This window comes from Pseudomonas sp. CBZ-4 (genome assembly GCF_000346755.1).
Classification (GTDB): Bacteria; Pseudomonadota; Gammaproteobacteria; order Pseudomonadales; family Pseudomonadaceae; genus Aquipseudomonas.
In genome coordinates, this window is sequence record NZ_ANNV01000161.1 from 1 (window position 1) to 22523 (window position 22523).

General features: G+C 63.1%; 22 protein-coding genes. 8 read left to right on the forward strand and 14 right to left on the reverse strand.

Annotation, left to right across the window (positions count from 1 at the left end; genetic code table 11):
* Positions 1 to 39: 39 nt before the first annotated feature.
* From B348_RS0123165 to B348_RS0123175, 3 genes are all read right to left on the reverse strand, one after another.
* A complete protein-coding gene (locus tag B348_RS0123165; RefSeq protein WP_017738414.1) occupies positions 40 to 1005 on the reverse strand; it encodes an L-carnitine dehydrogenase in 966 nt (321 codons plus the stop codon).
* 125 nt (positions 1006 to 1130) lie between these two features.
* Entirely contained in the window at positions 1131 to 2018 is an 888-nt protein-coding gene (locus B348_RS0123170; protein ID WP_017738415.1) for a 3-keto-5-aminohexanoate cleavage protein, read from the reverse strand.
* Positions 2019 to 2091: 73 nt separating this feature from the next.
* On the reverse strand, positions 2092 to 3024 hold the full coding sequence (locus B348_RS0123175) for a choline ABC transporter substrate-binding protein (protein WP_017738416.1): 933 nt from the start codon (positions 3022 to 3024) through the stop codon (positions 2092 to 2094).
* A 193-nt stretch (positions 3025 to 3217) separates the two neighbouring features.
* Between B348_RS0123175 and B348_RS0123180 the strand changes: the two genes are divergently transcribed.
* Together B348_RS0123180 and B348_RS0123185 are read left to right on the forward strand one after the other, a co-directional pair.
* Entirely contained in the window at positions 3218 to 4162 is a 945-nt protein-coding gene (locus tag B348_RS0123180) for a GlxA family transcriptional regulator (protein ID WP_017738417.1), read from the forward strand.
* A gap of 68 nt (positions 4163 to 4230) precedes the next feature.
* Positions 4231 to 5409 (forward strand): AAA family ATPase, encoded by a 1179-nt coding sequence (locus B348_RS0123185; protein ID WP_017738418.1) that lies wholly within the window; start codon positions 4231 to 4233, stop codon positions 5407 to 5409.
* Positions 5410 to 5533: 124 nt separating this feature from the next.
* Here the strand turns inward: B348_RS0123185 and B348_RS0123190 are convergent, their stop codons facing one another.
* The gene (locus tag B348_RS0123190; protein WP_017738419.1) at positions 5534 to 5950 is read right to left on the reverse strand and encodes a DUF3010 family protein; all 417 of its coding nucleotides are present in this window, start codon (positions 5948 to 5950) and stop codon (positions 5534 to 5536) included.
* 41 nt (positions 5951 to 5991) lie between these two features.
* Entirely contained in the window at positions 5992 to 6393 is a 402-nt protein-coding gene (locus B348_RS0123195; RefSeq protein WP_017738420.1) for a lysozyme inhibitor LprI family protein, read from the reverse strand.
* Positions 6394 to 6612: 219 nt separating this feature from the next.
* On the opposite strand from B348_RS0123195, the gene B348_RS0123200 reads away from it, so the two are divergent.
* The 6 genes from B348_RS0123200 (at position 6613) to B348_RS0123225 (ending at position 14364) form a co-directional block, all read left to right on the forward strand.
* Complete coding sequence (locus tag B348_RS0123200; protein ID WP_003176573.1) at positions 6613 to 7590, forward strand: dipeptidase; 978 nt, start codon at positions 6613 to 6615, stop codon at positions 7588 to 7590.
* Between the two features lie 55 nt (positions 7591 to 7645).
* On the forward strand, positions 7646 to 8176 hold the full coding sequence (locus B348_RS0123205) for a DUF5943 domain-containing protein (protein ID WP_017738421.1): 531 nt from the start codon (positions 7646 to 7648) through the stop codon (positions 8174 to 8176).
* Between the two features lie 15 nt (positions 8177 to 8191).
* Positions 8192 to 10252 carry a dimethylglycine demethylation protein DgcA gene (gene dgcA / locus B348_RS0123210; protein ID WP_017738422.1) on the forward strand — a complete coding sequence of 687 codons (2061 nt, stop codon included), beginning with the start codon at positions 8192 to 8194 and terminating at the stop codon, positions 10250 to 10252.
* A gap of 167 nt (positions 10253 to 10419) precedes the next feature.
* Positions 10420 to 12363, forward strand: coding sequence for a dimethylglycine demethylation protein DgcB (gene dgcB / locus B348_RS0123215; protein WP_017738423.1), 1944 nt, complete (start codon positions 10420 to 10422; stop codon positions 12361 to 12363).
* Positions 12363 to 13583 (forward strand): electron transfer flavoprotein subunit alpha/FixB family protein, encoded by a 1221-nt coding sequence (locus B348_RS0123220; protein ID WP_017738424.1) that lies wholly within the window; start codon positions 12363 to 12365, stop codon positions 13581 to 13583. The genes dgcB and B348_RS0123220 overlap by 1 nt, the downstream gene beginning before the upstream one ends.
* A 10-nt stretch (positions 13584 to 13593) precedes the next feature.
* The gene (locus tag B348_RS0123225) at positions 13594 to 14364 is read left to right on the forward strand and encodes an electron transfer flavoprotein subunit beta (RefSeq protein WP_017738425.1); all 771 of its coding nucleotides are present in this window, start codon (positions 13594 to 13596) and stop codon (positions 14362 to 14364) included.
* A gap of 45 nt (positions 14365 to 14409) precedes the next feature.
* Here B348_RS0123225 and B348_RS0123230 read toward each other — a convergent pair whose 3' ends face one another.
* From B348_RS0123230 to gspG, 9 genes are read right to left on the reverse strand one after another with little or no spacing between them, the layout of a single operon-like run.
* A complete protein-coding gene (locus B348_RS0123230; protein WP_017738426.1) occupies positions 14410 to 16344 on the reverse strand; it encodes a secretin N-terminal domain-containing protein in 1935 nt (644 codons plus the stop codon).
* Positions 16345 to 16362: 18 nt separating this feature from the next.
* Positions 16363 to 16848 (reverse strand): hypothetical protein, encoded by a 486-nt coding sequence (locus B348_RS0123235; protein ID WP_017738427.1) that lies wholly within the window; start codon positions 16846 to 16848, stop codon positions 16363 to 16365.
* Complete coding sequence (locus B348_RS0123240; protein WP_017738428.1) at positions 16845 to 17381, reverse strand: hypothetical protein; 537 nt, start codon at positions 17379 to 17381, stop codon at positions 16845 to 16847. Before B348_RS0123240 ends, B348_RS0123235 begins: the two co-directional genes overlap by 4 nt.
* Positions 17382 to 17388: 7 nt before the next feature.
* Positions 17389 to 17943 (reverse strand): hypothetical protein, encoded by a 555-nt coding sequence (locus B348_RS0123245; RefSeq protein WP_017738429.1) that lies wholly within the window; start codon positions 17941 to 17943, stop codon positions 17389 to 17391.
* Positions 17940 to 18665 (reverse strand): hypothetical protein, encoded by a 726-nt coding sequence (locus B348_RS0123250; RefSeq protein ID WP_157356550.1) that lies wholly within the window; start codon positions 18663 to 18665, stop codon positions 17940 to 17942. The genes B348_RS0123245 and B348_RS0123250 overlap by 4 nt, the downstream gene beginning before the upstream one ends.
* Entirely contained in the window at positions 18646 to 20283 is a 1638-nt protein-coding gene (locus tag B348_RS0123255; protein ID WP_026137003.1) for a GspE/PulE family protein, read from the reverse strand. The genes B348_RS0123250 and B348_RS0123255 overlap by 20 nt, the downstream gene beginning before the upstream one ends.
* Positions 20284 to 20287: 4 nt before the next feature.
* Complete coding sequence (locus tag B348_RS0123260; protein ID WP_017738432.1) at positions 20288 to 21472, reverse strand: type II secretion system F family protein; 1185 nt, start codon at positions 21470 to 21472, stop codon at positions 20288 to 20290.
* Positions 21469 to 21933: a transglycosylase SLT domain-containing protein gene (locus B348_RS0123265; RefSeq protein WP_026137004.1), complete on the reverse strand. Its 465-nt coding sequence runs from the start codon at positions 21931 to 21933 to the stop codon at positions 21469 to 21471. Before B348_RS0123265 ends, B348_RS0123260 begins: the two co-directional genes overlap by 4 nt.
* 1 nt (position 21934) lies before the next feature.
* On the reverse strand, positions 21935 to 22366 hold the full coding sequence (gspG, locus tag B348_RS0123270) for a type II secretion system major pseudopilin GspG (RefSeq protein ID WP_017738434.1): 432 nt from the start codon (positions 22364 to 22366) through the stop codon (positions 21935 to 21937).
* Positions 22367 to 22523: the final 157 nt, after the last annotated feature.

Genomic DNA, 22523 nt, shown 5'->3' on the forward strand with positions numbered 1-22523 from the left:
CTTGCACCGCTATCGCAGGCAAGCCAGCTCCCACATTAGTCATTCGGCGAAGCTCATGCCGTGTTTGGCCTTGGTGGTTTTCACCGCTTCCAGCACCGCCAGCAGGCAATCATCACGATAGCGCTCCAGCGCGGAAATGCTGTGTTTGCCTAGCTGATCGCTGGTGCCGTCGACCACATCGTCAATCAACTTGTCGGTCAATTCCGGCGCTGGCAAATACGTCCACGGCAACTGCAACGCCGGGCCAAACTGTGCCATGAAGTGGCGCATGCCGGCATCGCCACCGGCGAGCGTGTAGGTCAGGAATGTACCCATGAACGACCAGCGCAGCCCGGCGCCAAAGCGGATCGCGTCGTCGATTTCGCCGGTGGTCGCCACGCCGTCGTTCACCAGGTGCAGCGCCTCGCGCCAGAGCGCTTCGAGCAAACGGTCGGCGATAAAACCCGGGACTTCCTTGCGCACGTGCAGCGGGCGCATGCCGAGGGATTCGTACACCTTGATCGCCGCCTGAACGGCTTCTGGCGCAGTGTTTTTACCGCCCACCACTTCCACTAGCGGCAGCAGGTAGACCGGGTTGAACGGGTGACCGACCACGCAGCGTTCCGGATGGATCGAGCCCTCGTAGAATTCACTCGGCAACAGGCCGGAGGTGCTGGAGCCGATCAGAGCATTTGGCTTGGCCGCCGCGCTGATCTTGCTGTGCAAATCAAGCTTCAACTCCAGGCGTTCCGGGGCGCTTTCCTGGATGAAGTCGGCGTCTTTCACGCACTCCTCGATGGTGGCGACGAAGCGCAAGCGGTCTTGCGATGCACCGGGGGCCAGCCCTTGTTTTTCCAGGGCGCCCCAGGCGTTGGCGACACGTTTGCGCAGCGCGGTCTCGGCGCCGGGCGCGGGGTCCCAGGCGACGACATCCAGGCCATGGGCGAGGGCGCGGGAGACCCAGCCGCTGCCGATGACACCGCTGCCGAGGGCGGCGAAGGTTTTGATTTCGGTGATAAAGCTCATGAGGATGTTCCTAAAGAGTTCGGTGGTCCCTTGTGGGAGCGGGCTTGCCCGCGATAGCGGTGTGTCAGTTGATGCCGCCATCGCGGGCAAGCCCACTCCCACAGGGTTTTGTGGTGTTTGGGGGGTTAGCGGCGTTGGGTCAGGCCCATCTTGATGCGGCCTTCGGCTGGGGTCAGCACTCGCGCACCCAAGCGGCTGAGGATTTCACTGGCGCGTTCCACCAGTTGCCCATTGGTCGCCAGCACACCCTTGTCCAACCACAGGTTGTCCTCCAAACCGACCCGCACGTTGCCGCCCAGCAGCACCGCTTGCGCGGCCATCGGCATTTGCATGCGGCCGATGCCAAAGCCGGCCCACACGGCGTCGGCGGGCAGGTTGTCGACCATGGCTTTCATGGTGGTGGTGTCGGCCGGCGCGCCCCACGGGATGCCCAGGCACAGTTGGAACAGCGGGTTGTCGAGCAGGCCTTCCTTGATCAGCTGCTTGGCAAACCACAGGTGGCCGGTGTCGAAGATTTCCAGCTCGGCCTTCACGCCCAGCTCCTGGATGCGTTTGGCGCCCGCCCGCAGTTGGGCCGGGGTGGACACGTAGATGGTGTCGCCATCACCGAAGTTGAGGGTGCCGCAGTCCAGGGTGCAGATTTCCGGCAGCAGTTCTTCGACGTGGGCCAGGCGCGTCAGCGGGCCGACCAGGTCGGTGTTGGGGCCGAACTCCATCGGGTTTTCACCGGCACCGATCTCCAGGTCGCCGCCCATGCCCGCCGTGAGGTTGACGATGATGTCGATGTCGGCCTCGCGGATGCGCTCCATCACTTCGCGGTACAGGGCGACGTCGCGGCTGAACTTGCCGGTCTCGGGGTCGCGCACGTGGCAATGCACAACCGTGGCGCCGGCCTTGGCGGCTTCCACCGCCGCAGCGGCGATTTGCTTGGGAGTGACCGGCACGTGGGGGCTGCGGCTGGTCGTGTCGCCAGCACCGGTGAGTGCGCAGGTGATGATGACGTCGTGGTTCATGGGGCGGTTCCTTACAGGCGTGGTGGTGCCGTTCGCAGCCGGATCTGGCTGCGAAGCGGTGATTGAAGGTGAGTTACTTGCTGGTCAGTTGCAGGTTGGCCGCAGCCGGCTTGCCGTCGAAAGTGGTCACGCCTTCAAGCCAGCGCTGCTGGTCTTGCGGGTGGTCCTTGAGCCACTGCCTGGCGGACTCGATGGCGTCCTTGTGGTCCAGCAACGGCTGCATCATCCGGCTCTCGTCGGCGGCGGTGAAGGTCAGGTTGGTCAGCAGCTTGTGCACGTTGGGGCACTGTTCGGCGTAGGTCGGCGACGTCACGCTCCACACGGTGGCCATGCCTTCGTTCGGGCCCAGGGCGTCGTCGCTGCCGCTGAGGTAGGTCATGGCGACGTTGACGTTCATCGGGTGCGGCGCCCAGCCGAAGAACACCACGGCTTCCTTGCGCCGCACCGCGCGGTCCACGGCGGCGAGCATGCCGGCCTCGCTGGACTCCACCAGTTGGAATTTGCCCAGGCCGAACTGGTTCTTGGCGATCATCGCCTTGATCTGGGTGTTGGCGCCCGAGCCGGGCTCGATGCCGTAGATCTTGCCGCCCAGTTCTTTGTCGAACTTGGCGATGTCAGCGAAGGTTTTCAGGCCCTTGTCTGCCAGGTACGTCGGCACGGCGAGGGTGGCGCGGGCGTCTTCCAGGCTCGGTTTGTCCAGGACCTTGACCTGCTTGGCGTCGACGAACGGCGTGATGGTCTGGGTCATCAGCGGGTTCCAGTAGCCGAGGAACAGGTCCAGGCGCTGGTCGCGGATACCGGCGAAGATGATTTGCTGGGAGGCGCTGGTCTGTTTGGTCTTGTAGCCGAGGCCGTCGAGCAACACTTGGGTCATGGCGCTGGTGGCGATCACGTCCGTCCAGTTCACCACGCCCATGCGCACGTTCTGGCACGAAGCCGCGTCGGCCGCCATGACGTTGGTACTGAAAATGGCGCTGGCGCTGAGTGCGAGTAACAGTCGGTTCATGGTGGGTCCCTCGGCAGGTCGTTATTGTGGGGGCCGGTGTCTTTGTGCACCGTGACGCCACGTTACGCAGCTTGCGGCGCGGCAAAACGCACGGCGGCGACTGACTCTTGCACTGCAGCGACCTGTCCTCTTGAATCCAGCAGAGAACGGGAGTATCACAGGGCCACGCTGCCCGCCCGACGAGAGCGCCACCATGTCCCAGGATTTCTACTTTCTGCTGATGCCGGGCTTCTCGGCCATCGGTTTTATCTCCGCCCTTGAGCCGCTGCGGGTGGCCAATCGCTTTCGCGGCGAGCTGTACCGCTGGCACGTGCTGAGCGCCGATGGCGGCGCGGTATTGGCGAGCAATGGCATGTCGGTCAACGCCGATGCGGCGCTGGAACCGCTGAAAAAGGGCGCGACCTTGCTGGTGGTCGCCGGCTTTGAACCGTTGAAGTTCGCCACGCCGGCGCTGGAGCACTGGCTGCGCCGCCTCGACCACGACGGCGTAACCCTTGGCGCCATCGACACCGGCGCCTGCGTCCTCGCCGAAGCGGGCCTGCTCGACGGCTACCGCCTGACCCTGCACTGGGAAGCCATCGACGCCTTCAAGGAATCCTATCCGCACCTCAGCGTGACCCAGGAACTGTTCGAGATCGACCGCCGCCGCATCACCTGCGCCGGCGGCACCGCGTCCATCGACCTGCTGCTCGACCTGATCGCCCAGGCCCACGGTCCGGAGCTGGCGATCCAGGTGTCTGAACAGTTTGTGCTCGGGCGCATCCGCCCGCGCAAAGACCACCAGCGCATGCAGATCGCCACGCGCTACGGCATCAACAACAAGAAACTGGTGCAGGTGATCGGCGAGATGGAACAGCACAGCGAACCGCCGCTGACTACCCTGGCGTTGGCCGACGCGATCAAGGTCACGCGGCGCCAGTTGGAGCGCCTGTTTCGCCTGCACCTGAACGACACGCCGAGCAACTTCTACCTCGGCCTGCGCCTGGAAAAAGCCCGGCAGCTGTTGCGCCAGAGCGACATGAGTGTGCTGGAGGTGAGTATTGCGTGCGGGTTTGAATCGCCGTCGTATTTCACCCGCAGTTACCGGGCGCGGTTTGCGAAGTGTCCGCGGGAGGATCGGCGACGGGAGGTGGTTTGACGAGCAATTATAGTCAATTATACTCGCGACTATAATTTATAGTCCTTCCAATAATTGGGTATAAAAGCATGTCCAAGAACAACGGCTTCGTGTTCCGCCGTCCCACCCTGGCCAGCAGCATTGCCGACGGCTTGGTGGGGGCTGGCATTCAGGATTTCACGTCTGGCCTGTTTCTCGCGGCGCCACGTCGTACCGGCAAAAGCACCTTTTTGCGGGAGGACTTGATCCCGGAGTGCCAGCTCAGGGGCTGGCTGACCGTGTACGTCGACCTGTGGGCGGACAAAGAAAAAGACCCCGCAGAGCTGATTGCCAGCGCGATTGCCGCAGCGCTGGTTCCCTATGAAAAGGGCATTCGCAAGCTGGCGAAGAACATGGGAATCGAGAAGCTAAGCTTTCTGCGTACCCTGTCCTGGGACTTTACCAAACCACAATTACCGGTCGGCGCAACGCTGACCCAGGCGTTGGAACTGCTCCACAGCGCGGCCGAAAAAACCGTCGTGCTGGTGATAGATGAAGCGCAGCACGCACTTACCAGCGAGTCTGGTATCAACGCGATGTTTGCGCTGAAGGCTGCCCGGGACCAGCTCAACCAAGGCCGCGACGAGGAAGGCAACGGCTTGTATCTGGTGTTCACCGGCTCCAATCGCGACAAGCTGGCCCATTTGGTCTTAGGCAAAAGCCAGCCGTTCTTCGGCTCCAGCATCACACCTTTTCCGCTGCTGGGCAGGGAGTTTACCCAAGCGTATACCCTGCATATCAACGCCCTTTTGGCCGAGACCAACCAGTTCAACGCTGCTGACATTGATGAAGTCTTTGAGCGGGTGGGCCGTCGCCCGGAGATGTTGCGCACCATCCTGGGTGAAGTGGCGCTTGAGTTGGGTGAGGCGAGTAACCTGGGTCAATTACTGCACAGTCGTGCCGAGTCGCTGCGTGCTGGCGTGTGGACCGAATTCGAAAGTGCCTGGAATGCCCTGACCATCCCTCAGCGTGCGGTGCTGGAAGTGATGGTGGAGCGTTCACAGAGCAACGAACCCTTCGCACCGTTTACCGACAGTACTGTCACGGCGGTGAGCAAGGCGCTGGAAGGCATGGGCAGTGACGTGGTGCCGGGCACTCAGACTATTCAGGCCTGTATCGATGCACTGCGTGACAAGGAGTTGGTGTGGAAGTCGAGCCGGGGAGGCTATGCCCTGGAAGACAAGTCGTTCGGCGAGTGGCTGCTGCACAAGCGCCAGACATCCCTCTAAAAGACAACGCAGGACAAATGTGGGAGCTGGCTTGCCTGCGATGGCGGTGGGTCAGCACCACAAATGCCATTTGATACATTGCTATCGCAGGCAAGCCAGCTCCCACAGGGATACTCGGTGTGGCTTATTTCTTCAGCAGCGCCGAGCAGGCGGCTTTGTAGGCCTCATGCTGGTATTTGTTCAGGCTCGCCGGCAGCTCAAAGCTGTGCTTCTTGTTCTGCGCATTGATGGTCTGCGGCGACAACAACGTCACCTCCACACCGTCCAGCAATTGAAATACACCCTCGATCTTGAACGTAGTCGGCCCACCGGCAAACTCACCTTTCTTGCTGCGCTTCTTGATCGCAATCCGCTCGATGCCGTTGGCCTGCACAAACGCCTTCACCTGGGCGGCGAAGGCTTTGACGTTGGCCGCTTCATCATCGTCTTCGAGGGCGATTTTCTTGGTGGCCAGGGCGACATGGGTCAGCGCCTGGTTGTCCAGGGAGGCGACGGCGATGATGGCTTCGCTGCCTTTGATTTCGATGCCGCAGATAGTCATGAGTGGCCTTGGTTCAGAAAGAAAGTGCCGGGGATTGTCGCTTATTCCTGCCCAATCGACTCCAGAAACTCCGACCGCTCATCACTCATGCGCGCCAAACAGTCATTCACCGCAATCGCATACGCCTTGGTACCGTTCACCGCCGGGAAGGTGTCCACGGCACAATCGGCATCCCGCAGTTTTTCCCACTTCTGCTGGGCATCCTTCAGACGAGCGGTAATGTCCGCCAGCTTGGTCTTGTCGCTGCCGTAGGTCGCAGCCATGCGTTCCAGCAGGCCCTGGTAGTTATCCTTGAGCAGTTGTTCGGCGGTGGTTTTGTTGTAGGTGGCGCATTCCAGGGTTTGCTTGTCGTTTTCGATGCCATCGCAGGGCGTGCTGTCGGTGTCTTCGGCCGCGTGGGCGGTGGTTGCGATGAGTGCCAAAGCCAGGAAAATCGATTTCATTGCGCCGTCTCATATCAGGTGATGCGGGAATTCTGGCCCAAGAGTAGGACAAAGAACAGCCGCCAGTCAGAGCTGTCATAGCAGCCTTTGTCGTGGATTGACGCTTTCGGCAATTCCCCTGTCGTTTTTGCACCCGGCTCGGGTTGCCCCTGGGCATATGCTGGCCCCAAAGCGCCGGCAGACGATTCGGCGCATGAATCGCCAATAAGGGGACGCCTGATGAGCCCAGCCGAATTGCACGCCGACAGCATCGTTATCGACGGGCTGATTATTGCCAAGTGGAACCGCGACCTGTTCGAGGACATGCGCAAAGGTGGCCTCACCGCCGCCAACTGCACCGTGTCGGTGTGGGAAGGGTTCCAGGCCACCATCAATAACATCGTGGCCAGCCAGACCCTGATCCGTGAGAACAGCGACCTGGTGATCCCGGTGAAAACCACCGCCGACATCCGCCGCGCCAAGGAACTGGGCAAGACCGGCATCATCTTCGGCTTCCAGAACGCCCATGCCTTCGAAGACCAACTCGGCTACGTCGAGATCTTCAAGCAGCTCGGCGTGGGCGTGGTGCAGATGTGCTACAACACCCAGAACCTGGTGGGCACCGGTTGCTACGAGCGCGATGGCGGCCTGTCGGGTTTTGGCCGTGAGATCGTCGGCGAAATGAACCGCGTCGGCATCATGTGCGACCTGTCCCACGTCGGCTCCAAGACTTCCGAAGAAGTCATCCTCGAATCGAAAAAACCGGTGTGCTACTCCCACTGCCTGCCGTCCGGGCTCAAGGAGCACCCGCGCAACAAGTCCGATGAAGAGCTTAAGTTTATTGCGGACCACGGCGGTTTTGTTGGCGTGACCATGTTCGCGCCGTTCCTGGCCAAGGGCATCGATTCGACCATCGACGACTACGCCGAAGCCATCGAATACACCATGAACATCGTCGGCGAAGACGCCATCGGCATCGGCACCGACTTCACTCAGGGCCATGGCCAGGATTTCTTTGAAATGCTGACCCATGACAAGGGCTACGCCCGCCGCCTGACCAGCTTCGGCAAGATCATCAACCCACTGGGCATCCGCACCGTGGGCGAGTTCCCCAACCTCACCGAAACCCTGCTCAAGCGCGGCCACAGCGAACGCGTGGTGCGCAAGATCATGGGCGAGAACTGGGTCAACGTCCTCAAGGACGTCTGGGGCGAATAAGCCAGCGCATCACTGCGCAACACACCTACAACAAATTTTCTGGAGTTAAGTTTCCATGGCCAAGATCGCCCCGCAATTACCTATCGAAGTCGACAGCGAGACCGGTGTCTGGACCTCCGACGCCCTGCCCATGCTGTACGTACCGCGCCACTTTTTCGTCAATAACCACATCGGTATCGAAGAAGTCCTGGGCGCCGACGCCTACGCCGAGATCCTCTACAAGGCCGGCTACAAATCCGCCTGGCACTGGTGCGAGAAAGAAGCCGAATGCCACGGCCTGGAAGGCGTCGCGGTGTTCGAGCACTACATGAAGCGCCTGTCGCAACGCGGCTGGGGCCTGTTCAAGATCCAGGACATCGACCTCGACAAGGGCACCTGCAGCGTCAAGCTGGAACACTCGGCATTCGTCTACGTGTACGGCAAGGTCGGGCGCAAGGTGGACTACATGTTCACCGGCTGGTTTGCCGGTGCCATGGACCAGATTCTCCAGGCGCGCGGCAGCAATATCCGCACCGTCGCAGAGCAAGTCTACGGAGGCTCCGAAGAGGGCCACGATGACGGCCTGTTCACCGTCAAGCCGTTGTAAGCCGAGGACCGTGCCATGGCTTTCGAAGCAATGTTTGCGCCGATCCAGATCGGCAAACTGACCATCCGCAACCGCGTGCTCAGTACCGCCCACGCCGAGGTGTATGCCACCGACGGCGGCATGACCACCGAGCGCTACATCCGTTATTACGAAGAGAAAGCCAAGGGCGGCATCGGCCTGGCGATCTGTGGCGGTTCGTCCGTCGTGGCCATCGACAGCCCGCAGGAATGGTGGAGTTCGGTCAACCTGTCCACCGACCGCATCATCCCGCACTTCCAGAACCTGGCCGACGCCATGCACAAGCATGGCGCCAAGATCATGATCCAGATTACCCACATGGGCCGGCGCTCGCGGTGGGACGGCTTCAACTGGCCGACCCTGATGTCGCCGTCCGGCGTGCGTGAGCCGGTGCACCGTGCCACCTGCAAGACCATCGAGCCGGAAGAAATCTGGCGGGTGATCGGCAACTACGCCGCCGCCGCTGGCCGCGCGAAAGCCGGTGGCCTCGACGGCGTTGAACTGTCGGCGGTGCACCAGCACATGATCGACCAGTTCTGGAGCCCACGGGTCAACAAGCGTACCGACGAATGGGGCGGCAGCTTCGAAAACCGCATGCGTTTCGGCCTGGAAGTATTGAAAGCCGTGCGCAAGGAAGTCGGCCCGGATTTCTGCGTGGGCATCCGCCTGTGCGGTGACGAGTTCCACCCGGACGGCTTGTCCCACGAGGACATGAAACAGATCGCCAAGTATTACGACGACACCGGCATGCTCGATTTCATTGGCGTCGTGGGCTCGGGTTGCGACACCCACAACACCCTGGCCAACGTTATCCCCAACATGAGTTATCCACCGGAGCCATTCCTGCACTTGGCCGCCGGGATCAAGGAAGTGGTCAAGGCGCCGGTGCTGCACGCGCAGAACATCAAGGACCCGAACCAGGCCACCCGTATTCTGGAAGGCGGCTACGTGGACATGGTCGGCATGACCCGTGCACACATGGCCGACCCGCACCTGATCGCCAAGATCAAGATGGGCCAGATCGACCAGATCAAGCAGTGCGTCGGCGCCAACTACTGCATCGACCGCCAGTATCAAGGCCTGGATGTGCTGTGCATCCAGAACGCCGCGACGTCCCGTGAGTACATGGGCGTGCCGCACATCATCGAGAAAACCACCGGGGTCAAGCGCAAGGTCGTGGTGGTCGGTGCCGGCCCGGCCGGGATGGAAGCTGCACGCGTCGCCGCCGAGCGTGGCCATGACGTGACGCTGTTCGAGAAGAAAGAATTTATCGGTGGGCAAATCACCACCGCGTCCAAGGCGCCGCAGCGCGACCAGATTGCCGGGATCACCCGCTGGTTCCAGTTGGAGCTGGCGCGCTTGAATGTCGACCTGTGCCTGGGCGTGGCCGCCGATGCGGCGACTATCTTGGACCTGCGCCCGGACGTCGTGGTGCTAGCCGTGGGCGGGCATCCGTTCATCGAGCAGAACGAACACTGGGGCGCGGCTGAAGGCCTGATCGTCAGCAGCTGGGACGTGCTCGACGGCAAAGTCGCGCCGGGTAAAAACGTGCTGGTGTACGACACCATCTGCGAATTCACCGGCATGTCGGTGGCGGATTTCCTTGCGGACAAAGGCAGCCAGGTGGAGATCGTCACCGACGACATCAAGCCCGGCGTGGCCATCGGCGGTACGTCGTTCCCGACCTACTACCGCAGCATGTACCCCAAGGAAGTGATCATGACCGGCGACATGATGCTGGAAAAGGTCTACCGCGAAGGCGACAAGCTGGTGGCGGTGCTGGAGAACGAATACACCGGCGCCAAAGAGGAACGGGTGGTGGACCAGGTGGTCGTGGAAAACGGCGTGCGCCCGGACGAAGCGATCTACTACGCCCTCAAGGAAGGCTCGCGCAACAAGGGCCAGATGGACGTCGAGGCGCTGTTCGCGATCAAGCCGCAGCCGTGCCTGAGCGAAGCGGGTGACGGCTACTTGCTGTTCCGCATCGGCGACTGCGTGGCGCAGCGCAACACCCACGCTGCGATCTATGACGCCCTGCGCTTGTGCAAGGATTTCTAGGCAACCACCGAACCACTGTGGAAACCGGTCAATGTGGGAGCCGGGCTTGCCCGCGATGCAGGCAACTCGGTCTTGAGTGACACCGAGTCGATGCCATCGCAGGCAAGCCAGCTCCCACATTGATCCGGTTCCCATGCAAGACCTGTGTGGTCTTTGGGAGCTTCACCATGTTGAACACCCTGCTTCCCATTTTATTGTTTGCCGCCCTGGGCCTTGCCGTCCTCGGCGCCCTGCGCCGGGTAAACATGTGGCGCCGTGGCCGTGCCTCCAAAGTCGACCTGCTGGGCGGCCTGCTGGCCATGCCCAAGCGCTACATGGTCGACCTGCACCATGTGGTCGCCCGCGACAAATACATCGCCAACACCCACGTCGCCACGGCGCTGGGCTTTGTGCTGTCGGCATTGCTGGCCATCCTGGTGCACGGCTTCGGCCTGCACAACCGCCTCCTCGGCTACGCCTTGCTGCTGGCTTCGGTGCTGATGTTTGTTGGTGCCACGTTTGTCTACCTGCGTCGGCGCAACCCGCCGGCGCGCCTGTCGAAAGGCCCGTGGATGCGCCTGCCGAAAAGCCTGATGGCGTTCTCGGTGAGCTTCTTCCTGGTGACCTTGCCGGTGGCCGGGATCCTGCCGGTGGACTTCGGCGGCTGGCTGCTCGCGGCGCTGCTCGGCGTGGGTGTGCTGTGGGGCGTCAGCGAGATGTTCTTCGGCATGACCTGGGGCGGCCCGATGAAACACGCCTTCGCCGGTGCCCTGCACCTGGCCTGGCACCGTCGCGCCGAGCGCTTTGGCGGTGGCCGCTCCACCGGTTTGAAACCGCTGGACCTGAGCGACAAGACCGCGCCCCTGGGCGTGGAAAAACCCAAGGATTTCACCTGGAACCAACTGCTCGGTTTCGACGCCTGCGTGCAGTGCGGCAAGTGCGAAGCCGCGTGCCCGGCCTTTGCTGCCGGCCAGCCGCTGAACCCGAAAAAGCTGATCCAGGACATGGTCGTCGGCCTGGCCGGCGGCACCGATGCCAAGTTCGCCGGCAGCCCGTATCCGGGCAAAGCCATCGGCGAACACAGCGGCAACCCGCATCAGCCGATCGTCAACGGTCTGGTGGACGCCGAGACCCTGTGGTCCTGCACCACCTGCCGCGCCTGCGTGGAAGAGTGCCCGATGATGATCGAGCACGTGGACGCCATCGTCGACATGCGCCGCCATCTCACCCTGGAAAAAGGCGCCACGCCGAACAAAGGCGCCGAAGTCCTCGAAAACCTTATCGCCACCGACAACCCGGGCGGTTTTGCTCCGGGCGGTCGCTTGAACTGGGCAGCGGATTTGAACCTGCCGTTGCTCAGCGAAAAGGGCAGCGCCGACGTGCTGTTCTGGGTCGGCGACGGTGCCTTCGACATGCGCAACCAACGCACCCTGCGCGCCTTCGTCAAAGTGCTCAAGGCGGCGAATGTCGACTTCGCCGTGCTCGGCCTGGAAGAACGCGACAGCGGCGACGTGGCCCGCCGCCTGGGCGACGAAGCCACCTTCCAGTTGCTGGCGTCGCGCAATATCCAGACCCTGGCCAAGTACAGTTTCAAGCGCATCGTCACCTGCGACCCCCACAGTTTCCATGTGCTGAAAAACGAGTACGGCGCCTTCAACGGCAACTACGTTGTGCACCACCACAGCACCTTCATGGCCGAGCTGATCGGCGAGGGCGCGCTGAACCTGGGGCAGCACAAGGGCAACAGCGTGACCTATCACGACCCGTGCTACCTGGGCCGCTACAACGGCGAATACGAGGCGCCGCGCCAGGTGCTGCGTGCGCTGGGGATCGAGGTCAAGGAGATGCAACGCTCGGGCTTCCGTTCACGCTGCTGCGGCGGCGGTGGCGGGGCGCCGATTACCGACATTCCTGGCAAGCAACGCATTCCCGATATGCGCATGGAAGATATCCGCGAAACCGGTGCCGAAGTGGTAGCGGTGGGTTGCCCGCAGTGCACGGCGATGCTTGAGGGCGTGGTCGAACCGCGTCCATTGATCAAGGACATCGCGGAACTGGTGGCCGATGCGTTGCTAGAAGACGCTGCGCCCGCCAAAGCCCCCCTAAAGCGTGAACCTGCGGAGGTGCATTGATGAGCGACATTATCCGCCGCGACCCACGCGCTGAGTGGATCGCCCGCAACCGCCTGCACCCGCTGCATGCGGCCATGCAACCGGTGCAACACAGCTGGATGGGGCCTAACGGCGTCATCCGCAAGAACGTACATGGCGTCGGTTTTATCGGCCCCAACGGGATCAAGCGCATCGACCGCAGCGGCGCCCAGCAGGGCGGCGCGGCCAAGCGCACGGCGGCGGTGGAAGTGCAGTTGCCGCTGCATCAGGTTGCCGCGCCGGCGTTCTATATCAACGTGGTGCCGGACATGGTCGGTGGCCGCCTGAGCAGCCACGACCGCGACTTGCTCGGCCTCGCCCGCCAACTCGCCGGCAGCGACGGCGCAGTGCTGGCCGTGGTGTTTGGCGAGCACAAGGAAAACGCGTTTGCCACGGCTGGTGTCGATCGCCTGCTGGTGCTCGATGGCCCTGAGTTCGACGGTTATGCACCGGAACAACGGGTACAGGGTTTGCGCGCTGTGGATAACCAGTTCAACCCACGCCACTGGCTGCTGCCGGACAGCCGCAGCGGTGGCGGCGAATTGGGTCGGCGCTTTGCCGCCAGCCTCAAGGAACGCCCGGCGACGCGCGTATGGCAGATCAAGGGTGACGAATGCATCGGCCGTGCTGGCGCCGGCCAGGAAGACTTGGCCCGACCACTGCCGCGCCTGATCCTCGCCGCCGTCGAGTGCGCGGAACCGGTCAGCGAAACCCGTCACGAAGTGTTGCCCGTGGAGTTATCCACAGGCCTGGCGCGCAGCCTGCCGCGTATCGAAGACCTCGGCGCGGTGGCGGTGGACCCGGCGGCCATTCCGATGGCCGAAGCGGAGTTCATTTTCTCCGGCGGCAATGGCGTGAAGGACTGGGCGCTGTTCCACCAGACCGCCGCCGCCCTCGGCGCCACCGAAGGCGCGTCACGGGTGGCTGTGGACGACGGTTTCATGGCCCGCGACCGCCAGGTGGGTGCCAGCGGCATCTGGGTCACTGCAAGGGTGTACGTGGCGGTGGGTATTTCCGGGGCGATCCAGCACCTGCAAGGCATCGGTGCCTGCGACAAGGTGGTGGCGATCAACCTCGACCCGAGTTGCGACATGATCAAGCGTGCCGACCTGTCGGTGATCGGCGACAGCGCCGCAATCCTGCACGCCTTGATCGCGGCGGTAGAAACCTACCGCAACGGTGCCAAGCGCGATGCGGCTTAAGGAGTTGGCCATGACCACGAATGTAATCAGCCTGGTGTCCATCGGCGCCCACCCGACGTCCGGGCGCCCGCGCCGTGCCGAGCAAGACGCCCGCGCCGTCGAGTTGGGTTTGCAGATGGCGGGGGATCAGTTGCAGGTGCTGCACGCCGGCAATATCAACGAGCCGACCCTGCGCAGTTACCTCGGCATGGGCCTGCCGCAATTGCATGTGCTGGAACAACCGGCGGGCAGCGATGCGTTGCCGGTGCTCAGCGAGTACCTGCGCGATGCCGGTGCCCACGTGGTGCTCGCCGGCAGCCAGGCGGAAACCGGCGAAGGCTCGGGCATGTTGCCGTTTTTGCTCGCCGAACAATTGGGCTGGCCGCTGATCGTCGGGCTGGCGCAAGTGGAGTCCATCGACGGCGGCGTGGCGCATGTGCTGCAAGCGTTGCCGCGCGGGCAGCGGCGACGGTTGAAGGTGCGCTTGCCGTTCTTGGCCACGGTGGACAACGCCGCGCCCAAGCCACGGCAAAGTGCCTACGGCCCGGCGCAACGGGGTGAGTTGGCGGCCCATGAGGTCGAGGTGGAAGAGGACGGGTTGTTCACCGACGCCGTGCTGCAACCGGCTAAGCCTAGGCCCAAGCGCTTGAAGGTGATCAAGGCCAAGAGCGGTGCGGACCGGATGAAGGCCGCGACGGCCAAGGCCAGTGGCGGTGGCGGGCAAGTGCTCAAGGGCGTGAGCGCGGAAGAAGGCGCCCAGGCGATCCTCAAGCTGTTGGTGGAAGAGGGCGTCGTACGCTAACCCGAAAACACGACAAAACCCTGTGGGAGCTCCCACAATTGATCTTCATTGTGCCTGGGGTTGCGGCGCTGGTACTGGCACAGGCTTGGGCACCAAATCCGGCAACGGTGGCGGCAGCGGTGCCCAGTTGGCATCCGGCTGCTGCATGGGGGGCGGCAGCGCAGGCGTCGGATCGCCGCCGGTGGGCTTGAGAATCATCTTCTCGGTGGTATCGCGCAGGATCATGCCCTCCGTCGAACTGCGCGCCTCGGTGCCGCTGTGAAAGGTACTGATCTGCGAGATCGGCAAATCCAGGTTGCGCTCGATCCGTGGCGTCAGCAGCAAGATGATCTCGGTTTTCTGTTGGGTGCTCCGGTTGGTGCCAAACAGCTTCTTGCCGATCCACGGGATCTGGCTCAACCACGGCAACCCCGAGCCTTCGTCAACGTCCGCCGTGCGGATCAGCCCCGAGACGATCTGGGTTTCATTGTTGCGCGCGGTCAGCAGCGTCTTGGTGGCGCGCGAACCCAGTTCAAACGTGGCGGGCACGTTTTCCGAGCCGGGGATGCGCTTGGTGATATGGCTCATCTCCACATTCAACTCCAGGTTTACCTCATCGCTCAGGCTGATGATCGGCTTGACCGTGATCTGCAGCCCCACGTCCTGGTAGGACACCGACGAGGTGGTGATCTGGTTGGCCGTGGTGGTGGTCACCACCGGGATCTTGTCACCGATGTTCACCGCCGCTTCTTCCCGGTTACGCACGCGCACCCGTGGGTTGGCCAGGGTCACCGTGTTGCCGCTGCGTTGCAGCATGTTGATGCGTGCCGAGGTGCTGCCGGCGTCCAGCAGGATGTTGTCGCCATTGATGCCGCGCAATGCACTGAGGGGAATCCCGGCGAGCCCGGCGGGCACATTGGCCAGGTTGCCCACTGACACCCCCACGCTTTCCGGGTACTTGATGCCCAGGTTCAATTCATCGGTGAGGCTGACTTCCAGCACCTGGATATCAATGGTCACTTCGGACTGCGCGATATCAATGGCCTCGACCATTTTTTCCACGGCGCTGAGGGTGTCCAGGCCATCGCGCACAATCACCGCGTTCAATCGCTCGTCCACCAGCACTTCCCTGGGCTTGAGTACCTGCTTGATCTCGGCGGCGACGATCTTGGCGTCGCCATGGCTGAGGTAAAACGTGCGCACCGCCAACTCGCGGTATTCACGTTCCTTGTCGGGGCGTCGGGGGTAGATCAGGATGGTGTTGCGGTTGAGGATTTTCTTCTCCAGGCCCTGGGTGGTCAGCAACAGGTTCAACGCGTCTTCGGCCGTGGTGCGGCTGGCCGTCATACTGGCGGCGGCGCTGGGGTTGACGTCCTTGTCGATGACAAAGTTGACCCCCGACAGGCGCGCGATGGTCTCGAAAATCGTGCTCAGGCTCTGGGCGCTGAACTCCAGGCTCAGGGGTTTGCGCATGGCGTCGGACAGGTCGGCGCTGAGGTAATCGGCGCTCACCAGTTCGCGGGTCAGGGCGTTGCGAAAGTCCAGGGCCTCTCGGTAGTTGGGCTTTTGCGCGATGATCTGGCGCACCAGGTTGAGCGCCTCCACCGGGTTGGCGCGTTTCATCTCATAGGCCCGCGCCAGTTGCGGACGCAGTTGTTTCATGGCCTGGATGCTCTGGATTTCCTGGCGCGCGCCGAGGTTGCCGGGGTCGTATTTGAGGATGGTTTCCAGGGCGCGGATGGCCGCCGCGTCGTCGCCGCGCACCAGCGCGGTGCTGGCCTCGCGGCTGTATTGGGCAACCAGCAGTTCCAGCGTGCCGAATTGCGCCGTGCGCAATTGCACGTCGTCAGGTGATTGCTTGGCTTCGGCTTGCAGCACTTCGACTGACCTGACGATATCGCCCTGTTGGCGTAACTCGTCGCTGTGCTTGATCGCCCGCTGGGTCTCACAGCCATGGAGCAGCAGCGCCAGGCTCAGGGGAATCCACGTACGTCTCGTCATGATCGTATCCTTGCCCGGTCAGTGGTGGTCCAGGCGCAGGGTGCTGACATGCTTGAGTGGCAGGTAGGTCAGCACCACGGCGGTGTCGGTGAGTTTGTCCAGCCGGTAGTGGGCGTCGAGCATCGTGCCCGGCACGATGCGCCCGGGCACCGCGCAGCGGTTGCACAGGGTGTACTGGGTGCCGTTGCCGCGCAGTACGACGATTTTTCCTTGGTGCTCGTAACGCCATTGCGCGCTGACGGTGAAGGGCAGCGGCGGTGGTTTGGGCGGCGCGTTATCCACGGCGGCCGGCGGCGGTGGTGGGATCCAGGACTGGGCTGGGAACAGGTCGATCACTGCTCCCGGTTGGGGCACGGGCGTTGGGGCCGGCGCAGGTTCGGCGGGTTTGACCACGGCCGCGCTGGGCTGGGGGGCGGGGTTTTCCGGGGTGTCCTGCCAGAACAGCCAGCCGCAGCCGACCAGGGTCAGCAGCAACAGCACGCGCAAATACAGCGGCAGTTTCATTGCGCCACCCCCAGTAGGCTGACTTTGAGGTTGATACTCAGCAAGCCGCTGACGATTTCCTTGCGCTCCAGGGTCAGGCTTTCGATGCGCACCGCCGGTTCTTGCGCCGCATCTGCCAAGGCTTCGCGCAACAGGCTGTAGGGGCCGCTGAGGGGGATCTCCACGTCCAGGCGTTGCAGGCCGATATCGCCGGGAACGGAGTAGGCGAGGGTGGTTCGGTCGATGATGAAACCGCGTCGGCCGAGGGTATCCAGCAGTTTTTCCAGGCGAGGGGCGAAGTCGGCGGCGCTGGGCATCTCTTCCACCACCGCAGGTTCGGTGACTTGTACATCCTGGGGTTGTTCGGCGATACCGGCTTCCAGCTCCTGGCGTCGCTGGCTGTCGGCGATGCGCGCCGGGTGCACCACCGTGGCATCGATCACCAGTGCTGTGGCCATCAAGGTCAGCGCCAGCAGGCCCCAGAAGCCCAGGCTCTGCTGCCATTGCAGCAGGTACCAGCGCAAGCGCGGCAGGTGACGGGTCAGCGTGTCCATCGCTGGCTTACTCCGCGCCAACGGCAAGCTTGACCTGCACCGGGTGCTGCGGGTCGTTGGCCTTGCGCGCGCTCTGCTGCACGTTCACATGGACCCCGGGTTGGGCCTTGAGCCGTTCGACAAAGCGGAACGCATCGCCCAGCGCCTTGGCTTCAAGATCCAACAGCAACATCTGGTTCTGGGTGTTGACCTCCACCCGCGTCAAGGCGATATCTGCGGACCAGGCCCGGGCTACGGCGTCCATCAGCGGGAAGGGCGTGATTGCTTGCCGGGAAAACGCGGCCAGTTGCTGTTTTTGTTGCGGAGACAGGCGAATCGCGGCCTGGATCAACTGCTCTTGGCGGCGCGTCAGCTGGATAAACTGCTGCTCCAATTCATCGGTGTGCAGTTGCTGTTGCTCCATGCGCTGCCAGTGCTGCCAGGTGTTGAACAGGAGCAGGAGCGCCACCAGCCACAACACTCCGATCAGTGGCCGAAGGGGGGCGTTGGCGTGTTGGAAATCAACTGCGGGCGCAGGGGGCGTGCGCAGCAGCTGCCAGGCACTGGCGAGCCAGGATTTCATGCGGGCGCGTCCTCCAGCCAGGGATGCAGCGGCCCCAGCCATGGCGTGACAGGGCGGTTGGCGACAATCAGCGTGGCCGGCGCGCTGCGTTGAGCGAGCAGGTCGGCGGTGAACAGGTTGTCGCTCAATTGGCTGTCGGGTGGGGTGGGCAGCACGCACACCTGGGCCGGCGCGCCCCGTTGCCGATAGAGGCAGCTGAGGGCGTCGGATTCGGCGACCGCCAGCACGCAGTCTTCGGGCAGGTATCGCCAGTAGCGCTGGGCCACGGCCGTGAGCAGTGGGGTGCAGGTCAGCAGGGGCAAGCGCGCCAGCTTGAACAGATCGCGCAGGTCTTGCAGCAAATCCCGTTGGATTGCCACCGCGAGGCGGTCATGGCCGAAGGCACTGTTGGCGACCTGCACCTGCCAGCCCTCGGCACTCATCCCGGCCTGCTGGTTGAACGCGGCTGCGGCGAACCCTTGCCAGTCAGCCCTGCGGTGCAGGCCGGTTTGCCATGGGAGCATCAGGTACTGCACATGGGGAAAGCCCAGCAGCACGCTGGCCCGGTCCAGAAACCGCACGCGCCCGCGCGGTGCCTGCTCCAGCAACTGCGCGCAGGCCGCCAACGGCTCGCCGGCCCGCTCCGCGCGCCAGACGGTTGCACCCCGCCAGCGCGGGCGGGCGGCCCACGTGGCGCCGCTGCTGTGTAACCACACCACGTGCTCAGTAAAGGGAAATGACACGGTGGATCTCCTTGAGCGTGGTCTCGCCCCGGGCCGCATGGGCCAGGGCGATATCGCGAATGAACACATGGCCGGCTTCGCGCGCCAGTTCGCGCAAGGTGGATGCGGAGCTGCGGTTGAGCAGGCCTTGTTTGATGCTGTCGGTCATGGCGAGGACTTCCGCCAGGGCGATCCGCCCGCGATAGCCGGTGTGGCGACAGGCTTCGCAGCCTTTGCCGATGCGGTAGTGGCCCTGCTTGAGCTGGGCGCTGGTCAAGTGGGCGAGCCGGGCGATTTCTGCATCCGGTTTGGTACTGGTCCCACAGTCCGGGCAGATGCGTCGCACCAGGCGTTGGGCAACCACGCCGTTGAGAGCTTCCACCACGCTGTGGGCATCGACGTCCATGTAGTTGAAACGCTCCAGGACGCTGAAGGCGCTGTTGGCGTGCAACGAGGTCAGCACGCGGTGCCCGGTCAACGCGGCTTGCACGGCGATGCCAGCGGTGTCGCCATCACGGATTTCCCCCACCAGAATCGTGTCGGGGTCGTGGCGCAGGATCGAGCGCAGGCCACGGGCGAACGTCAGCCCCTTCTTGTCGTTGACCGGGATCTGCGTCACCCCGGCCAGGTGATATTCGACCGGGTCCTCGATGGTGATGATCTTCTGCTCGCCCGTGTTGATCTCCGTGAGTGCGGCATACAGGGTGGTGGATTTGCCACTGCCCGTAGGCCCGGTGATGATCAACATGCCGTAGGGCTCGCGGGCCAACACGCGAATGCGTGCGATGGTGTCAGCGGCCAGGCCGAGGCTTTCCAGGCTCAGGGATTCGCCGCGCTGGGACTTGTCGAGGATGCGCAGCACCGCGTCTTCGCCATGGATGCTGGGCATGATCGACACGCGAAAATCCACCTCGCGGCCCTGGATTTTCATCTTGAACCGCCCGTCCTGGGGCACCCGGCGTTCGCCGATATCCAGTTCCGACAGCACCTTGATCCGTGACAGCGCCTGTTCGGCCATGTCCAGGCCGCTGGCGTTGCCCATCTTTTGCAACACGCCGTCGATGCGGTATTTGATCTCCAGGCCTTCGGGGTTGGTTTCCACATGAATATCGCTGGCGCGGCTTTGCAAGGCGTCGAACAGCATCGAATTGACTAAACGCACCACCGGGTTGTCGTCGCGGGCAATGCTGGTCAGGGAAATTTCCTCGGCGGCCTGGCCGACGCGGGCGTTTTCGTCGCCTGCGCCGAAGGGTTGCATGACGCGCTGGCTGGTTTCGGCGAGTTTCAGTTGGGCCTTGACCGCGTCCGGCAGGCTCATGGCCAGCGGCAGTTGGCGCAGGTCAGGGGTGGCCTGGATCCAGTGCCGGCAGGCCTGGGCAAAGGGCTCGCCCAGCACCAGGCAGGTGCGGCCCTGATAGTCCAGGGGCAGCACGTTGTGGAGCAATGCCTGGGGCAGGGGCAGCACGTCGAAACGCCAATGGTTTCCCAACTGGCCGGGCTCGATGGCGATCAAGCCCAGCGGCGCGGCGATGCTGCCCAATTGGTCGGGGCTGTTGTGCAGCACTTCCAGCAGGTAGTTGGCCAAGGACATTGACCGTTGCTCTGCCAGTGCTTGCCATTGGCGTGTCTGTTCGCTCATGGCACTACCCCTGTATGGACCCGGCCAGTTCGAAAATCGGCATGTACAGCATGAACACGATCAGGCCGATCAGCCCGCCCACCACCAACATCAGCAACGGTTCGAAAACCTTGCTGAACAGCTCGATGGCGCGTTCCAGCGCTTCGTCGTGAAACTGCGCAATGCGCTCGCACATGGCCGCCAATTCACCGCTTTGCTCGCCGACGCGCAGCAGGCGTTCGGCGACAGCAGTGGTCAGTTGATGGCGCGCCAGGGACGTGGACAGCGGCTGGCCGGCCTGGATATCGCTGATGGCGTGGCGCAGGTCAGCCTGGCGCTCGATGGGCAGCAGTGCGCCGGACATTTCCACCGCCGTGACCACGGGCATCCCGCCCATCAGCAACATGCCGGCGGTGCGATAAAAGCGCGCGAGGATAAACAGCGTGCGCTGGGCGCCGAGGCGGGGGATTTTCCATAACAGGTTGGCGACCCGGCGCTTGAACGCAGCGCTGCGAAACAGCACCAGCAGCGCGCCAATCGCCAGCGCCAGGCCGATCAACAACTCGGTGCCGCGCGTCTCCACCAGCGCACCCCACCCCACCATAAAGCGCGCGGTGGCGGGCAGATCGGCCACCGCGTCGAACACGGAGGCGAAGCGCGGAATCACGAAAAACAACAGAAACAGCAAGATCAACGCCCCAACGCCGAGCACCACCAAGGGGTACATCAGCGCGCCGCTCACGCGCTTTTTCACGGTCTCCAGATGCGCTTCGAAATGGTGATAACGACGCAGCGCCACGGCCAGTTGGCCGCTGTGCTCGGATGAGGCCACGGTGGCGATCAACAGCGCAGGGAATACCTGGGGCTTGAGTTGCATTGCCCTGGACAATGAATTGCCTTCGTACATTGACGCGAGCAGATCACTCATGACCTGCCGGTTGATCCCGGGTGGCGCCTTGTCGCGCAGGGTTTCCACGGCTTCCACCAGCACCAGGCCGGCGTCCAGCAGCACCACCAGTTCCTGGATAAACAGGCCCAGGGCAAATTTGGCGCGACGGCTGGGCAAGGTGAGTGGGCGCCGGGCCTTGAGCGAGATGACATGGGCTCCCCCGGCTTGCAGTTGCTGGCGGGCCTGGGTCACGTCGACAGCTTGCAGGCGCAGGGTCTGCAAATGGCCGTCGCGGATGATGCGGGCGTCGATGTCGATCATGGGCCGTGCCTCGCCAATTGCTGGCGTTGTTGCAGCAACTCGCCGTAGTAGCGCCACACCGCCAGGGCATAACGCGTCCGGTGCACCTCGCGATCCGGCCGGGCGCCCGCGTTATAGGCGCCGACGGCCTGCCAGCCGTAGCCCTTTTCTTGAATGAACCCAGCCAGGATCCACGCGCCGACCATCACGCTGGTACAGGGCTGGCTGATCAATTGCTGTTCGGTGATACCGAAGCGGGCGAGGGCGGGCAAGTGGCGGCTGTTGATCTGCATCAGGCCGATGTCCTGGCTGCCATCGCCGTTGATATTGCGCGCGCGGGGATTGAGGTTGGATTCGACCTTGGCGATGGCGTACAGCAACAAGGGATCGACGTGATAGCGGCTGGCCGCCAACTGCCAACAGTTGGCCTGGGCGGTGCCGATAAGGCACAACAGGGTCAGGACCATCCGCAGCGTGTGCATGTCACAGGCCGTAGACGATGTCGGCGTAGGTGTTCACCCCACCGGCCTTGCCATCGCGGCCCAGGGAGATGATCTCGGCGTCGTTGGGTGGAGTGCCAGAGTTCTTGAAGATATAGGGGTTACCCCAGGGGTCGGGCGGCAGCGTTTTCAGATACGGTCCCTGCCAGTTGTTGGCGTTGGCGGGACGGGTAGTCAGGGCATTGAGGCCGAGGGTTTCGTCGGGGTAGTTGCCGTTGTCCAGGCGGTACTGGTTCAAGGCGTCGGCGAGGGACTTCATCTGGCCCTGGGCGGTTTGGACTTTGGCCAGTTCGAGTCGGTCGAACATCTTCGGGCCGACGTAGCCGGCGAGGAGGGCGATGATCAGCAGGACGACCAGAAGCTCCAGCAGGGTGAAGCCGCGTTGAGGGCCGTGGATAAAGGAGCGTTCGCGCATGGTAATACCCGGCGGTTGTGTGGAACTCTCCCGGCCCGCATTAAAGCGGGCACCGCCGGTAGAACTGCGTTAGAACGAGTACATATTCAACTGTAGCGTTGCTCTATATAGGGCGACGTTGTGCGCCCTATAACGATTGGCACTTTTCTATAGCGTT

Coding starts and splice junctions, on each gene's coding strand:
- B348_RS0123175 (WP_017738416.1), bottom strand. CDS start 3,024: ATGAACCGACTGTTACTCGCACTCAGCGCCAGCGCCATTTTCAGTACC.
- B348_RS0123195 (WP_017738420.1), bottom strand. CDS start 6,393: ATGAAATCGATTTTCCTGGCTTTGGCACTCATCGCAACCACCGCCCAC.
- B348_RS0123205 (WP_017738421.1), top strand. CDS start 7,646: ATGGCCAAGATCGCCCCGCAATTACCTATCGAAGTCGACAGCGAGACC.
- B348_RS0123170 (WP_017738415.1), bottom strand. CDS start 2,018: ATGAACCACGACGTCATCATCACCTGCGCACTCACCGGTGCTGGCGAC.
- B348_RS0123240 (WP_017738428.1), bottom strand. CDS start 17,381: ATGGACACGCTGACCCGTCACCTGCCGCGCTTGCGCTGGTACCTGCTG.
- B348_RS0123260 (WP_017738432.1), bottom strand. CDS start 21,472: ATGATCGACATCGACGCCCGCATCATCCGCGACGGCCATTTGCAGACC.
- B348_RS0123165 (WP_017738414.1), bottom strand. CDS start 1,005: ATGAGCTTTATCACCGAAATCAAAACCTTCGCCGCCCTCGGCAGCGGT.
- gspG (WP_017738434.1), bottom strand. CDS start 22,366: ATGCGCGAACGCTCCTTTATCCACGGCCCTCAACGCGGCTTCACCCTG.
- dgcA (WP_017738422.1), top strand. CDS start 8,192: ATGGCTTTCGAAGCAATGTTTGCGCCGATCCAGATCGGCAAACTGACC.
- B348_RS0123190 (WP_017738419.1), bottom strand. CDS start 5,950: ATGACTATCTGCGGCATCGAAATCAAAGGCAGCGAAGCCATCATCGCC.
- B348_RS0123220 (WP_017738424.1), top strand. CDS start 12,363: ATGAGCGACATTATCCGCCGCGACCCACGCGCTGAGTGGATCGCCCGC.
- B348_RS0123235 (WP_017738427.1), bottom strand. CDS start 16,848: ATGAAACTGCCGCTGTATTTGCGCGTGCTGTTGCTGCTGACCCTGGTC.
- B348_RS0123245 (WP_017738429.1), bottom strand. CDS start 17,943: ATGAAATCCTGGCTCGCCAGTGCCTGGCAGCTGCTGCGCACGCCCCCT.
- B348_RS0123185 (WP_017738418.1), top strand. CDS start 4,231: ATGTCCAAGAACAACGGCTTCGTGTTCCGCCGTCCCACCCTGGCCAGC.
- B348_RS0123180 (WP_017738417.1), top strand. CDS start 3,218: ATGTCCCAGGATTTCTACTTTCTGCTGATGCCGGGCTTCTCGGCCATC.
- B348_RS0123265 (WP_026137004.1), bottom strand. CDS start 21,933: ATGCACACGCTGCGGATGGTCCTGACCCTGTTGTGCCTTATCGGCACC.
- dgcB (WP_017738423.1), top strand. CDS start 10,420: ATGTTGAACACCCTGCTTCCCATTTTATTGTTTGCCGCCCTGGGCCTT.
- B348_RS0123255 (WP_026137003.1), bottom strand. CDS start 20,283: ATGAGCGAACAGACACGCCAATGGCAAGCACTGGCAGAGCAACGGTCA.
- B348_RS0123230 (WP_017738426.1), bottom strand. CDS start 16,344: ATGACGAGACGTACGTGGATTCCCCTGAGCCTGGCGCTGCTGCTCCAT.
- B348_RS0123225 (WP_017738425.1), top strand. CDS start 13,594: ATGACCACGAATGTAATCAGCCTGGTGTCCATCGGCGCCCACCCGACG.
- B348_RS0123200 (WP_003176573.1), top strand. CDS start 6,613: ATGAGCCCAGCCGAATTGCACGCCGACAGCATCGTTATCGACGGGCTG.